Source organism: Paenibacillus spongiae, from assembly GCF_024734895.1.
Lineage (GTDB): Bacteria > Bacillota > Bacilli > Paenibacillales > Paenibacillaceae > Paenibacillus_Z > Paenibacillus_Z spongiae.
The window spans coordinates 1202239-1215282 of sequence record NZ_CP091430.1 but is presented as its reverse complement, the minus strand read 5'-3'; the positions used below and the strand labels follow the sequence as shown (position 1 = coordinate 1215282).

The following is a 13044-nucleotide window of genomic DNA, read 5'->3' as shown; positions in this document are numbered from 1 at the left end:
CATATGGATTCCCCCTTTCCCCGCGATCCATGAGCGAATCGGCTTGCGAACGATTGCGCTTCGTCCACCGGATCCAGCACCCGGTGCCGCAGTGACATGATCATTCCCTCCTATCCTTTAACCGCTCCGATCGTTATCCCTTTTATGAAATACCGCTGCAAGAACGGGTACAAAAAGATGATCGGCCCAATCGTAATAACGACTGCCGAAAGCTGCACGCCTGTAGCGGAGACGGGAATGTTCACGTTCGTGTTCAAATAGTCCAGATTTTGCGAATTGGATACGATTCTGCGGAGCATCATCTGCAGCGGCTGGTTATGCGGATCGTCGATGAACATGAGCGCGTTAAACCAGTCGTTCCAGTACGAAAGCGCGTAGAACAACGCGATCGTCGCAATAACGGGCATGGAGACCGGCCAAATAATCCGGAAAAAAATATACAGCTCGTGCGCGCCGTCCACCGTTGCCGCTTCATTAAGTTCAAAGGGCAGCGTGCGGAAATACGAGGTCATGAGAAACGAATTGAAGGCGGAGAACAACAGCGGCAGCAGCAATGCGAGCAGCGAATCCCGAAGGCCCAGCCAGTTGGAAATAAGCAAATAATAGCCAACCAGGCCTGGCGGGAACAGCATCGTGAAATAGATATAGAATGACAGCACATAGCGGTATTTGACTTTCGGATGAGCGGCCACGTAGGCGAACATAGATGTAATGAGCACCGCTCCGGCGGTACCGACAACCGTAATGAAAACCGAGACGAAGCCGCTTTGATATACTTGGCTGCCCTGCAGCAGGAAGCGGTAAGCGTCGAGCGTAAATTTCGTCGGAAGCATTCGGAACCCTTGCACAATTTGGCTTTCCGCCGTGAACGAACCGATATAGACAAGCCAGAACGGAATGAAGCAAAACAAGGCAAACGCGCCGATAAAAACATAAGCGACCAATGAAACGGCAAGCTGAGACGTATCCCGCTGCTTCGCCAGCTTTATTTGCTTCGATCGCTCCGATTGCCTCGCCAGGCTAGTCAGCTTCGTTTGATTTGCAGTCATAGGCGGACCTCCTTTTCCGGAACTAAAACAGCTTCGAATCGTTGTCGACCCGGCGGACGACCCAGTTGAAGAACAGAATCGTAATTAAGCCCATAACGGATTGAAACAGCGCGACCGCGGCAGCATTGCTGTAGCTGTTCATATTCGTCGACCGGAGCGAACGGTACGTGTACGTATCGATGACGTCCGTTGAATTGAAGAGCAGCGAGTTGTCGCCGATAATGCCGTAAATCAAGCCGAAATCGCCGTAAAAGATACGTCCCAGCCCCAGCAGCGTCAGCACGATGATCGTTGGCCGCAGCAGCGGGAGCGTAATGTACCATATTTGCTGCAATCGTTTGGCGCCATCGATTCTGGCGCTTTCAAAGTATTCCTCGGAGAAGCCGGTCAAGGTGGCCAGGTAGATGATCGAGCCCCATCCGGCGCCTTTCCAGACAAATATTATCGTCAGCAGGCAGGGCCAAACAGCCGGCGTCTGAAACCAATTAACCGGCTCGAAACCGAGCTGGCTGAATATCCGATTAATCATGCCGTCTTGGCCGTTGAAGAAATTTATGACCATCAGGTTCACGATCACAATGGAAATGAAATGCGGTAATATAACCAGCGATTGCGATACCTTCTTGAAATAGGCATGACGGATTTCATTCAGCAGCAGCGCAATGCATAAGGAGCAGATCGTGCCGGCTGCAATGAACAGCAGGTTCAGATAGATCGTGTTAACCGTCACACCTAGCCAGTCAGGGCCGGTGAAAAAAAATGTGAGATTGTCGAGTCCTATCCACTCGCTGCCCCACAGCCCTTTTCCCGGGCTAAACTGCTTGAAGGCCAACAGATGGGCTGACATCGGCACATAGGAAAAAATAAAGACGTATACGACAACGGGAAGCGACATTGCGTAAAGCCATTTGTTTTTGCGGAGCTCTCGCCATATTCTCATGATCGGTTCCCACCTTTCGTTAAGGATGTACCTGAATGTTATGCTTAATCCGCTTCGAACGTACAGTCTTGTTTTTATCAATGAGTATGAACGGCCATACGCTCCGGCGGTATGAATTTTATTAACGGCGGGAGTACGGATTTTACCGCAGAAACTCCGCTCCGTTTGCGCCATGGGCCGATCGCCTTCATCCCCAAATCACTCCTGTAATTGAAATGGATGCAGTCATGTACCCTCAGAGTAAAACCCGGTTTGGGACTCAGAGTGATGATCTACCAAAAAAAAGTCTCGGCCTGTGACCTGCAGTTCCTGTATGGAACAAACAGACTCACAGGCCAAGACATTTCCGTTCATGATGGTGACCGTCAGGCCCTGTTAGTACGGGACAGTCCTATGTGACGGTTGACCGTCAAAGAGCGCCGTCTGCATGCCGAGGGATGCGCACGTTGGATGATCGCCTACTTCTTCTTGCTTGCCAGATAAGCGTTCAGTTGCTTCTGAAACTCCGCTTGCACCTTTTTCACATTGTCGTATGCCGCTTTTTTAAACTTCGCGAGCCCTTCGTTCGGTTCCGTCACACCCATTACGAGCGGGTCGTAAAACTCGCTCCCCGCATTGTTCAGCTGCGCCACCTCGTTGGCTACCGGGCTCGGATCGAACGTAAAGCCCGCCAGAATGTCCGGCGTAAAATAGCTCGGATCCCGCTGCCACTGGTTCAACGCGATAACATCCTTGGGCAAGCTGGCATCGATGCGATCCAGCTTCGGATTCCAGCCCCAAGCGAACGGAATGCCCGCATAAGGATTCGCCTGAATCGGTTTATAGAGCCCTTCGCCTGAATCCTCCCAGTTTTTACCTTTTATCCCATACGCCAGCAGATCGTAATTATCCTTCTGGTTCAGCCAGTTCAGAAACTGAACGGCGCGCTCCTTGTTTTTACTGACGACCGGTACCGCGATGAAATTGCCCGCTTTGTAGGTCGAATTCAGTTTCATGTCCGGGCTATAAAGCGTGAACGCTTCCGCAGCCGCTCCCGGAACCGACTTTTCAAGCGTGGTGCGGGTGCTGAGATTGACCCCGAAATCATTGAAGGTGGATACCGCCGCCTTGCCTTTAGTGAACTCCGAATTGCGCAGCGTCAGGGCGTCTTTGGCCAATATGCCGTCCTTGTACAGCTTGTAGTTCTGCTCCAGAGTGCTCATGATGAGCGGGTCCATGTCGTCGAAAATATTGTAAACTTTACCGTCGTTCCCTTTCGTGTACAAGCCGGGGTAGTTAAGCACGGCCGCCAGATTGGCCGACGGGTCGAGCATCCCTGCCAGCTTTAAGCCGATATGTTCGCTGCCGTTAGGAATATACGGCGTCAAGCCCGGCTCCTTCTCTTTCACCAAATACATAAAGTCGATCAGTTCGTCATAGCTGGTGATCGGTTTGACGCCAAGCTTCTCCCGAATATCTTTGCGGATAACGAACGTCCACGGACGTATGAAGTTCACCTCTAGCGGAACCGCGTACAGCTTGCCGTTCACTTTGTTCGATTCCATCAGCTCCTTCGAGCGGACGGCCTTAATGTCGGGACCGTATTGATCGATCAATTCGTCCAGCGGCTCGTATAGGCCTGCGGCGATATTTTGCACCGGGTTGTTGTCCCAGATCAGATCGTAGTCCTCCGCGGAGGACAGCGAAACCTGACGCTTCTGGCGGACATCGGACCACGGGATAAACACGACGTTCAGCTTCACGTTCAGCGAGCCGGCCATTCGGTTCTCCGTCTCCGTCTTTACTTCGTCCCAGTTCGCTGGCGGATCTCCGGGAAACATGATTTTGAGCGTTACCGGTTTTAAAGTTCCGGCCCCGGAAGCTGACGGATCGCCGCTTTCAGAAGGCCGTGTTGTCCCACCTGTACTGCAGGCGGACAAAGCCGCCGCGAGAATAAACGATGCTAGCAAGAACCCTTTTCTACCGAATCTCATAGCCTAGCCCTCCCCATTGATCCACCGGACAGCGGTTGCGGCATGCGGCAGATGAAGCTTCATGATCCGCTTGCCCGGCTCATGGGTTCGATCATACCCGGCTGCTAGGCATTCCGTACAGTACGGTATTCATCAAACGGTACGGAAATTGACAATGAAGACAGTAGCGATTTTGCGGATGCATCCGGTACGTCCACTCTCGCTTCGCTAAGTCTGCTCTACAGCTTCGCTTTCTCCAGGCGGTATTGGCCTGGCGTCATGCCGGTCGCACGCTTGAATAACGAGAAAAATGTGCTTTTTGTTTGAAATCCGGACTGCTCCGTAATATCCGCTACCGTCCAATCGGTCGTCGTAAGCAGGTGAATCGCATATTTAATTCGCTGATCCGTTATATAATCGGATAGAGAAAGCTGATAATGCTCCTTGAAGATTTGCCGGGCATAGTTGACGGATATGCTCACGTGCTCTGCAATATCGTCTACGGAAAGCATCGGATTGTGCAGATGATTGCGCACGAATTCCATCATTTCGGAGACGAACTCTTCCTTACGGCCTGAACCGCTTCGCGGACGCTGCCGATCCATCATCTGCAGAAGCTCTTGCAGCAGCCAGATCTTCACTTCGCCTATGGTGGAAAACCGCTCAAGGAAAGCATGGATGCTCTTCATCCCTTGAAACGTCTTGCCGTTTTTGAAGCTTTTCATAAGCGAATAAATGATATGAGTCAGCTGCAGCTTGCATTCTTCGTAGCTTAGCCCCTGCATATGCCGGGTCAGGCTGTCCAGATCGGCGCCTAGCGCGTCTGCGTTCCGAAGGCGGACGGTATGAATGGCTTGCTTCAGCAACTGTTCGTCTGGAACGCTTCCTTCACCTGCCTGATACCGCTCCAAATCGCCCATGGTGAATACCCGATCGTCATCGCAAAGAAAAGCCAGCAGCGTCAGTTCGTAAATACGGTCATAGACCGGTTGGAGATTGGACCCTTCGTCAAGCTCGGGACTGACTGCCGCCTGCAGCTCCAGCTTCAGCCAGCGCCTGATTTGAACGCGCACGTCTTCCATTGCTTCCAGGACGCGGGCCTCCTCATCATCCGAAGCAGAAGAGGAGATTAGCGCCACGATATGATCGGAGCCGAAATCGACCGTTTCCGCGGCGAATTCGTGGTTTGCCAGCACCTCCGCCATCATGTTCCCGAGCGCATATCGCAGCAGCTTGCGCGACGTGAAATCGTAGTATTCTGTGAACCGCCCGTACGATTCCAGACGGATAACCGCGATACGGAACGTTCCCGTCCGAAGGATAACGGTCTGCTTTCTTATAAACTGCTCTGCAGGGCCGGAAGCTTTCGAGCTGAGGATCCATTGCCGCAGCAGATCGTCCTTGATAAGTGCCTTGCTGCTCTTCAGGGACATGTCCAACTGCTCAAGCCTGCCTACCAGCCTATCAAAGCTGGAATCGAGCCAGGCGATCTCGTTGTCGGCATGCGCCGAATCCGCAATCGGCTCCTTGAGCCCAAGCTTGGATTGAAGCCGAGCAGTCAAGTCGCTTATCGGCTTCAAACGTCGATACGATTGCCAGAACAGAAACAACAGCAGCGCAAGGACAAGGACGACGGAAGAGACGATAATGTCGATCCGGATACGATCGATTTTAGCTTGCCATGCCGAGATAGGCGACAAAAGGTAAACCTTCCACCCTTCGATCGGCAACTCTGCCGTCTGAATCGACCAGGTTCCTTCGTCAGTGGCCCATTCCCAGCGCGACGAAGCCGATGCAGGCTTCTCTGCCTTCGCCAGCTCCGACGCCAGCTCCGCATCGGCATTGCCGAGAATGAACGCTTTGTTCGGGCCTTCGACGATCATTTTCTTCTGGTCCTGCCCGGAGATTTGCAGCATATGCTCATTTAGCAGCGGCTTGCTGAAGAGAATCGTCACGTACCCGCTATAGTTCCGGTTCGGCCCGGCTGCCGGCACGACAAGCACGAGATACGATTTGCCCTGCACGTTATGATCGAAAAATTGCAAGTATGGCGTCGTCCCTTTGCTTTTTATTGCGTTCAACATGGATTGGTCGTAGTAATCTTGCGGTGTATAGAGACCGGCTTCAGAGGAGGAGTAAATTTGATTCATCTTGAAGTTGAACAAACATATGCTATGGATAAAAGGTTCGCTGTGCACAAATTCCCGCACGCTTGCAGCCGCTTTATACAACGACAACGGGGAGTAATTGTCCCGGTTCATGTTCAGCCACAGCGCAATATTTTCTTCTGAATATACCCTAAGCGCGAACTGGCGTAATTTCTGCAACGTAAATTCCGACGTTTGCACGACCTGCTGCATTTTGTCCTGATTGGATGTATTGATTTCCTCCATGGTGCTTTGCACGAACAGCCGGCTTAAGTACATCGTGAACGCCAAAGTAAGCAAGCATACGGCTATGCAGGAGTATAAAAACAGGCGGGAATACATCTTCCGTGGCTTAATCCGACTCCACATTCTTTTCTCCCCCGCTTCCCGCGTTCCGTTTTTAATCTGATAGCCTCCTCCGACTTGTCCAATATGAAATCTATTCCTAAAGTACGGATACTATTACACTGCAACGCTTACGATCATGCGCGGAAAGCACACGGAAACCGGCCCTCCACCTAGAAAGGAGGGCTTCCGAGGAACAAACCGCCCTCCGAAGCCCTGCAGCAGAACCGAAAACGAAAAAGAAACCCAATGTTTAAAAAAACGTGGGTTTCTCTACAACCTGACGGGAAGAGCTAGTATAGCCCTTCCCGTAAAGGAGCTTTTGCCGCATGATTAATTCGAATAGACATCTTGACCGGGGCCTTCTCCCAGCCATAACGATTTGAGCGGCACCATCGAATCCTCGGGGACGTAATACTTGAGGCAGTTGCTGCTAATATCGCCAAGCAGCTGGCGCCGGATAGGCGAAGCGTCTTCAAGCATTTTGGCCGAGGCCTTAGTAATAGATTTTGCTTCCCCTTTATAGGCTTTTAACTATCCTACAAAGAAAAAAGACTCCATTAAGGAGTCTTTACAACCTCATTTACAGCCTCATTTACAACCTCGTTTACAATCTCGAATTGCCCTTCCAGTCCGTCATCGCTGTTCGGTCCCACCCAAACACGGAATGAGCCCGGCTCGACAACAAACTGATGATCGTTATTAATGAAGCCCAGCTGCTTCGCCGTCAGCTCAAACTCGACGACTTGCGTTTCGCCGGCTTTTAGCGCGATTTTCCGGAAGCCCTTCAGCTCTTTCACCGGTCTCGTTACCGACGCCGCTTCGTCGCGGATATAGAGCTGCACGACTTCCTCGCCGTCCATACCTCCCGCATTGCGTATGCATGCCTGGACCGTCAGCCCTTCTTCAAGGGTAGCCGCAGACTTGCTCAACGTAAGGCCGGTATATTCGAATTGGGTATAGCTCAGCCCATAGCCGAACGGATACAGCGGCGTGATCTGCTCATCCACATACCGCTTCATATGCGGTCGGCCGGTATTCTTGTAATTGTAATAGATCGGAACCTGTCCTACGCTGCGCGGGAACGTAACAGGGAGCTTCCCGCTTGGATTGTAGCGGCCAAACAGAATATCGGCCGTCGCCATGCCGGCTTGAATGCCCAGATGCCACGTTTCCACAATGGACGGTATATGCTGCTGCGCCCATTCGATGGAGAGCGGCCTGCCATTGGCGAGTACCAGAACGACCGGAACGCCTGTCTCATGGATAGCTTTCAGCAGCGTTAATTGGCTGTCGGGGAGCTCCAGCGATACGCGGCTGTTGTTCTCGCCGCTCATATACGCCGTTTCGCCCAATACGACAATGGCAACCTCGCACTGCCTCGCTACGGCTGCCGCGTCCTTCCGTTCCTGTTCCGCGCCTTCCGTTACATCGCAGCCCTTCGCATACAAGATCTCCGTGCCCGGCTCGGCCAGCGACCGTATGCCTTCGAGAACCGTAACGACATCGGCGCTTCTGCCTTGACCGCCCCAGCATCCGAGAAGCGCATCGCGGTCATCCGCCAGCGGACCGATCACGGCCAGCTTGCGAACCTCCGGCTTGATCGGAAGAAGCGCATCCTCATTCTTCAAGAGCACGATGGACTGTCGCGCCATCTCGCGTGCCGTTTGGATATGATCCGGAGCGAGCATCATCGAGGAAGCAAGCTTCGCATCGACATAAGGCTGGTCGAATAAGCCCAGATGAAACTTGATACGCAGAATACGGGCAACCGCATCGTCGATGAGCGATTCGGATATCGTTCCCTTCTCGATCAAATTGATCAGATGCTCGTGATAGACAAGGGCGTGCATGTCCATGTGCATGCCGGACTCGATGGCAATGAGAGCCGCTTCTTCCCGTGATGCCGCGAAGCCATGCTGCTTCAGCTCATCGACGGATTCCCAGTCGCTGAGCACCACTCCTTCGAATCCCCATTCCTGCTGCAGCACATCGCGAAGCAGAAAGCGGTTGCCCGAGCACGGAACGCCGTTCAGCTCGTTGAACGCTGCCATAATCGTGCCTGCACCGGCTTCAAGCGCCGCTTGAAATGGCGGAAAAACAAGCTCTCTTATCCGCGTTTCGGACATATCGACCGTATTATAGTCTCTTCCCGCCTCCGCAAACCCGTATCCGGCAAAGTGCTTCGGACAGGCCATCATATGCGGGCGGTCGTTCCAATCATTCCGTTGGATGCCCTTCACCCGCGCACGCGCGACCTCGGCGCCCAGAAACGGATCTTCCCCCGCACCTTCGGCAATCCTTCCCCATCTTGGATCATGGGTAATGTCCACCATCGGAGCGAGAATCCATTGGATGCCTTCTGTCGACGCTTCCCGCGCTGCGATTGCGGACGTCTCCTCGATTAAAGGCGAATTCCAGCTGCAAGCCTCCGCAAGCGGGATCGGAAAGGTAGAGCGGTAGCCATGAATAACATCGTCCGCGATAAGGAGCGGTATGCCCAGCCGGGATTGCTCCACCGCTATGCGCTGAAGCGCATTAACCGACTCCGCGCCTCTTACGCCGAGCAAAGAACCGATCATCCCCTCGCTGATCAGTTCTTCGTCGGATTCGTCGAACGTTCCAAGCTGCGTCATCTGACCGATTTTTTCCTGCAGGGTCATCTTGGACAGCAGATCGCTTATTTTTTTCTCCGTTTCCGGGTTGCTTCGAAATGGTTGTACTTCCTGCGACGACAAGCCCATTTACAGACTCCTTTCGATGTTGAGCAGCGACTTCAAATAATCGACCGATCTCCGGACATCTTCAACCATGGTCCGGACAGGACGGTTCTCTTCGCTGTGGAGCAGCTCGAAGGCCAGCCAGCCGTTATACCCGATATCCTTCAGCGCTTGAACCAGCTTCGGCATATCGATCTCGCCTTCAAGGAGATCCTCCGTCGGAATCCGGCCCGCTTGATTTCTCAAGTGGAAGGCATAGATGCGTTCCGGATAGGTCCGGATCCACTCGATCGGGTCATATCCGGCTACATGCGCCCAGCCGGTGTCTACGCACAGGCCGACATCGGAACTCGCGTACTCGATGACGCTGCGCAGATCGCCTTCCGCATTATGCTTCTCGTCCGCATGGTTATGCATGCTGACCTTCAGCCCCCGCTCCCGTGCAGCTGCCGCAATGCGGGTCAAATGCTCCCCTTGACGCTTGAATTCATCCTCCGTCTTCGGGAGCGAGACGCCCCAGCCCCCTTTGGGATCCGCATTCACGATCAGATCGCTGGCTCCGGCCTCCGCCAAGCCATTGATCAGCGGAAGAACGCTCTCCTCGAAAGGAATGGTCTCTTCATGCAGATTAAGCCCGATGTAACCGCCGGATACCGCTAATCCGTAACGCTTAGCCAGAAGCATCAGCTCCGGCGTCGGTTCGATTTCAACGGCATTCATTCCGGCTTCCGCGCACTCTCTGAAGATGTCGCCCAGCGAATCTTCCCTTTGGTCAAGACGATAACTTTCATGCCAGCCGTACATCCCTGTCGAAAATCCTTTTATCCTCATTGTTAACGCTCCTTACGCATCCCGATATATCGGTCTATGATGGCGTCTTCCCATGTCTCCTGATCCGAATCAGGGATCCGTCCGCTTTGTTCCATGGCTTCAATGACCTGCCGCATTCCTTCTTCCAAGGATACGGTCGGAACAAATTCCGGCACATCGCGGCGTAATTTCGCAGAACTGTAATACGTGTTATTCCCGAAAATTTCACGGCAAATATCGAACCTCTGCGGATCGATTGCGAGCAGCGTTTGCAGCGGTACGCCAACAAGCTCCACTTCCCGGTTCAACACCTTCATGGCGGTACGATGATAATCCTCCCATGTTATGAAGGCCTGTGGAACCAGATGATAGACTTGTCCGATACAGCCCGGCTTGCCGAGAACGCCGGCAAATCCTTTGGCCGCGTCGGATACATGCAGGAAGGAATGAAGCGCCTTGCCGTCCCCGCTTATAAGGATCGGCTTCCCCTTGCGAATCCGGTCGATCCAGGAAAAGTCCCACGCCACTTGGCGAAGCATGCCCGACCGCGGTCCGTAGGTCGTCGACGGCTTGATGATCGTGACCGGGAACCCTTCCTTGTGATAAGCGGCAAGCAGCGCATGGTCCGCCGCAGCCTTATCTCTCCCGTAACCCGAGATCGGCCGCAGCGGGTGATCCTCGGTTACGGGGAACCAGTCGTAATCGATGCCATACGTGCATACGGTCGAGCATTGAACGAATTGACTGACCCCGCGGAAAGCCTCGATGCTGGTCAGAGCATCCTCTTCCGTAAAGCTGATCATATCGATCGCCGCATCGAACTTCTCCCGCTGCATCGTTTGAATGAACGTATCCTTGTCATGCCGGTCGCCAACGATCACGTTGACGCCGGCAGGAACCTCGCCGCTCTTGCCGCGGTTATAGCACGTAACTTCATGTCCCAGCTCCAGCAGCCGGGTTACGATGCTCTCGCTAATATTACCGGTGCCGCCTAATACGATTACCTTCATAGCTACTCCACGCTTCCCGTATATAATAGGATGGATTCGTTAAGCACGCAACTTGGAAACCGTCTTCGATGATCCCGATTCCGCGCATTCATAGATCGCCTGCATGCACAAGAAATTAAACACAGCCTGCTCGTTAATGATCGCACGCGTTTCCTTGCCTTTCACTTGCAAATAGAAATAGTATATCGGATGGTCCATGATATTATATAGTCCCGTATAAGGCAGCTGACTCTCTTTCGCATCCACTTGCCCTTCTTTATCCTGCTTAAAAACAATCTCGTCGGATTCAAAATACGGCGACCATTTCACGGCGCCGAGCGTGCCTTCCACCTCGACATGATGGTAGGCTTCCCCATGCGTGCATGTTGCCCGCTCATACTGAAGCCATACGGATTTGCCATCAGCCAGGTTATATTTGATCGTCGCGCCGACATGGCCTTCAACATCGTACTTCGTATCCGTCGGGTCGATCTGCGTCTTTGGCTGGCTCATCCAAGCCGCGACGACATCGACCGACTCCGGCTGCAAGAGGTCATTCAACACCGTGAAGTCATAAGGACCCCAATCGATCAAGATCCCGCCTCCGCCCTTGGAACGGTCCAGAAACCACTTGCTCTCCGGCTGATATTCCACGCCCGAACGGCCGCGTTGAACCCGGTAAACGAAGGAGATTTTGTATACGTCGCCCAAAGCTTGCGACTGGAGCAGCGATTTGACTTCTTCTGTCTTGGGCAGGCCAAGGAAGCGGTCGCTGCAGCAGCCCAGCAAGCGGTTCTGCCGTTTCGCGATTTCCAGCAGCGTCTTGGCTTCTTCGGCGTTCATGACAAGCGGCTTCTCGCACAGCACGTGACGGCCCGTCTCCAGCGCCATCCGCGCCAATTCGAAATGGGTGAACGGAGGCGTGCCGACCACGACGATATCGTCTTCATTGGCTTCTTCAGCCAGCATCGCCTGCGCGTCGGAATAAGCGGTCGCCTCCGGATAAGCTTCTACGAAAGCGGCAAGCGCCTTCGGGTTCGGATCCGCAACCTTCACTTCAATGGCATCCTCGGCAGGAAGCTTCCGAATCGCTTCCGCATGAGCTTTTCCTATTACGCCAGCACCAATTAGATATATTCTCATGATCTTCTCTCCTTATTCCCAAGGCATCTTGGCTGGGAAGCCGATTTTTTCCGTACGGAAGGCTTCCTTGGCCTTCTGCGGCAGCTGGTCATACGTCTCCTGCGGAATTTGAATGTAAGAGCCTCCGCCATACCAGCCTCTATTGAAGATCATAGCCAGGTTCGTGCGGCGGTCGTCGGACTTGTTCGGCGTGCCGCGATGCCACATGCGGATATCGCGGATCACGATCGATCCGGCGGACATGAGCACCTTCTCGGAAAGCATATGTTCAGCCGCACGGACAATATGAAGATGCGGATTTACGCTGCCGTCGAGCGTATCGTGATTCGCCATATCCGGGTTAAGATGCGTACCGCCTGGCCATATTTCAAGCGGTCCGTTCTCTTCGGTAACGTCGACAAGCGGTATGTTGACGACGAGGCCGTAGATCGGCAGCGGAACCGACAGCTCCGGGAAGAGCGGCATAATGTCGCAGTGCACGTTCTGATAATCCGAGCCCGGCATTGGCGTATCGGAAGCAAAATAGGTGCAGCGGTTTCCGGCGCCAAGAATTTTATCGATCACGGCGGTTGCGATCGGGTTGCAAATGACGTCCTCGTCTATGAACGGCTGCATGAAAGGCAAGAACATCTGCGCCCGGTTCGTCCCGGTATTGTATCCTTTGCGCTCAATGAATTCATCGAACAACGGGTCGAAGGACTTGCGGATCGTTTTGATTTTCTCTTCGCTCAATACTTTATCGAACAGGATATATCCGTTGGTCTTCACTTGCTCCACCGCGATTTCCAACGTTTCCGGATTTAACTGCTTGGAAGCCAATTCTTGCTCTGTCAGTTGAATTTTCATTTTGAAATCCTCCCTTAATCTTTTTTAGTATATCGATTGAACGAGTAGGAAGAATAATTCTGGAGAAGCGATAGTTCCCGGATTTCATCCTTTAATTCGATTT

Annotated in this window: 10 protein-coding genes; all 10 read right to left on the bottom strand. The window is 53.1% G+C overall.

Features of this window, described 5'->3' with window-relative positions; translation table 11 throughout:
* Positions 1-110 precede the first annotated feature (110 nt).
* Entirely contained in the window at positions 111-1049 is a 939-nt protein-coding gene (locus tag L1F29_RS05425) for a carbohydrate ABC transporter permease (protein WP_258387345.1), read from the bottom strand.
* 22 nt (positions 1050-1071) lie between these two features.
* Positions 1072-1989 carry an ABC transporter permease gene (locus L1F29_RS05420; protein WP_258387344.1) on the bottom strand — a complete coding sequence of 306 codons (918 nt, stop codon included), beginning with the start codon at positions 1987-1989 and terminating at the stop codon, positions 1072-1074.
* 458 nt (positions 1990-2447) lie between these two features.
* The gene (locus tag L1F29_RS05415) at positions 2448-3962 is read right to left on the bottom strand and encodes an extracellular solute-binding protein (RefSeq protein WP_258387343.1); all 1515 of its coding nucleotides are present in this window, start codon (positions 3960-3962) and stop codon (positions 2448-2450) included.
* 218 nt (positions 3963-4180) lie between these two features.
* Positions 4181-6457, bottom strand: a complete 2277-nt coding sequence (locus L1F29_RS05410; RefSeq protein WP_258387342.1) for a helix-turn-helix domain-containing protein — start codon at positions 6455-6457, stop codon at positions 4181-4183.
* A 309-nt stretch (positions 6458-6766) separates the two neighbouring features.
* On the bottom strand, positions 6767-6916 hold the full coding sequence (locus L1F29_RS05405; protein ID WP_258387341.1) for a hypothetical protein: 150 nt from the start codon (positions 6914-6916) through the stop codon (positions 6767-6769).
* 77 nt (positions 6917-6993) lie between these two features.
* Positions 6994-9177 carry a beta-glucosidase BglX gene (bglX, locus tag L1F29_RS05400; RefSeq protein WP_258387340.1) on the bottom strand — a complete coding sequence of 728 codons (2184 nt, stop codon included), beginning with the start codon at positions 9175-9177 and terminating at the stop codon, positions 6994-6996.
* On the bottom strand, positions 9178-9984 hold the full coding sequence (locus tag L1F29_RS05395; protein WP_258387339.1) for a sugar phosphate isomerase/epimerase family protein: 807 nt from the start codon (positions 9982-9984) through the stop codon (positions 9178-9180).
* Positions 9985-9986: 2 nt separating this feature from the next.
* On the bottom strand, positions 9987-10973 hold the full coding sequence (locus tag L1F29_RS05390; RefSeq protein WP_258387338.1) for an NAD-dependent epimerase/dehydratase family protein: 987 nt from the start codon (positions 10971-10973) through the stop codon (positions 9987-9989).
* Between the two features lie 39 nt (positions 10974-11012).
* Positions 11013-12095 carry a Gfo/Idh/MocA family protein gene (locus tag L1F29_RS05385; protein WP_258387337.1) on the bottom strand — a complete coding sequence of 361 codons (1083 nt, stop codon included), beginning with the start codon at positions 12093-12095 and terminating at the stop codon, positions 11013-11015.
* A 12-nt stretch (positions 12096-12107) separates the two neighbouring features.
* Positions 12108-12941, bottom strand: coding sequence for a phytanoyl-CoA dioxygenase family protein (locus L1F29_RS05380; RefSeq protein ID WP_258387336.1), 834 nt, complete (start codon positions 12939-12941; stop codon positions 12108-12110).
* Between the last annotated feature and the right edge of the window lie 103 nt (positions 12942-13044).

Bases quoted from the DNA above. Each gene is read 5' to 3' on its own strand.
- L1F29_RS05410 (WP_258387342.1), bottom strand. From the start codon at position 6,457: ATGTGGAGTCGGATTAAGCCACGGAAGATGTATTCCCGCCTGTTTTTA.
- L1F29_RS05405 (WP_258387341.1), bottom strand. From the start codon at position 6,916: ATGCTTGAAGACGCTTCGCCTATCCGGCGCCAGCTGCTTGGCGATATT.
- L1F29_RS05425 (WP_258387345.1), bottom strand. From the start codon at position 1,049: ATGACTGCAAATCAAACGAAGCTGACTAGCCTGGCGAGGCAATCGGAG.
- L1F29_RS05395 (WP_258387339.1), bottom strand. From the start codon at position 9,984: ATGAGGATAAAAGGATTTTCGACAGGGATGTACGGCTGGCATGAAAGT.
- L1F29_RS05390 (WP_258387338.1), bottom strand. From the start codon at position 10,973: ATGAAGGTAATCGTATTAGGCGGCACCGGTAATATTAGCGAGAGCATC.
- L1F29_RS05385 (WP_258387337.1), bottom strand. From the start codon at position 12,095: ATGAGAATATATCTAATTGGTGCTGGCGTAATAGGAAAAGCTCATGCG.
- L1F29_RS05380 (WP_258387336.1), bottom strand. From the start codon at position 12,941: ATGAAAATTCAACTGACAGAGCAAGAATTGGCTTCCAAGCAGTTAAAT.
- L1F29_RS05415 (WP_258387343.1), bottom strand. From the start codon at position 3,962: ATGAGATTCGGTAGAAAAGGGTTCTTGCTAGCATCGTTTATTCTCGCG.
- L1F29_RS05420 (WP_258387344.1), bottom strand. From the start codon at position 1,989: ATGAGAATATGGCGAGAGCTCCGCAAAAACAAATGGCTTTACGCAATG.
- bglX (WP_258387340.1), bottom strand. From the start codon at position 9,177: ATGGGCTTGTCGTCGCAGGAAGTACAACCATTTCGAAGCAACCCGGAA.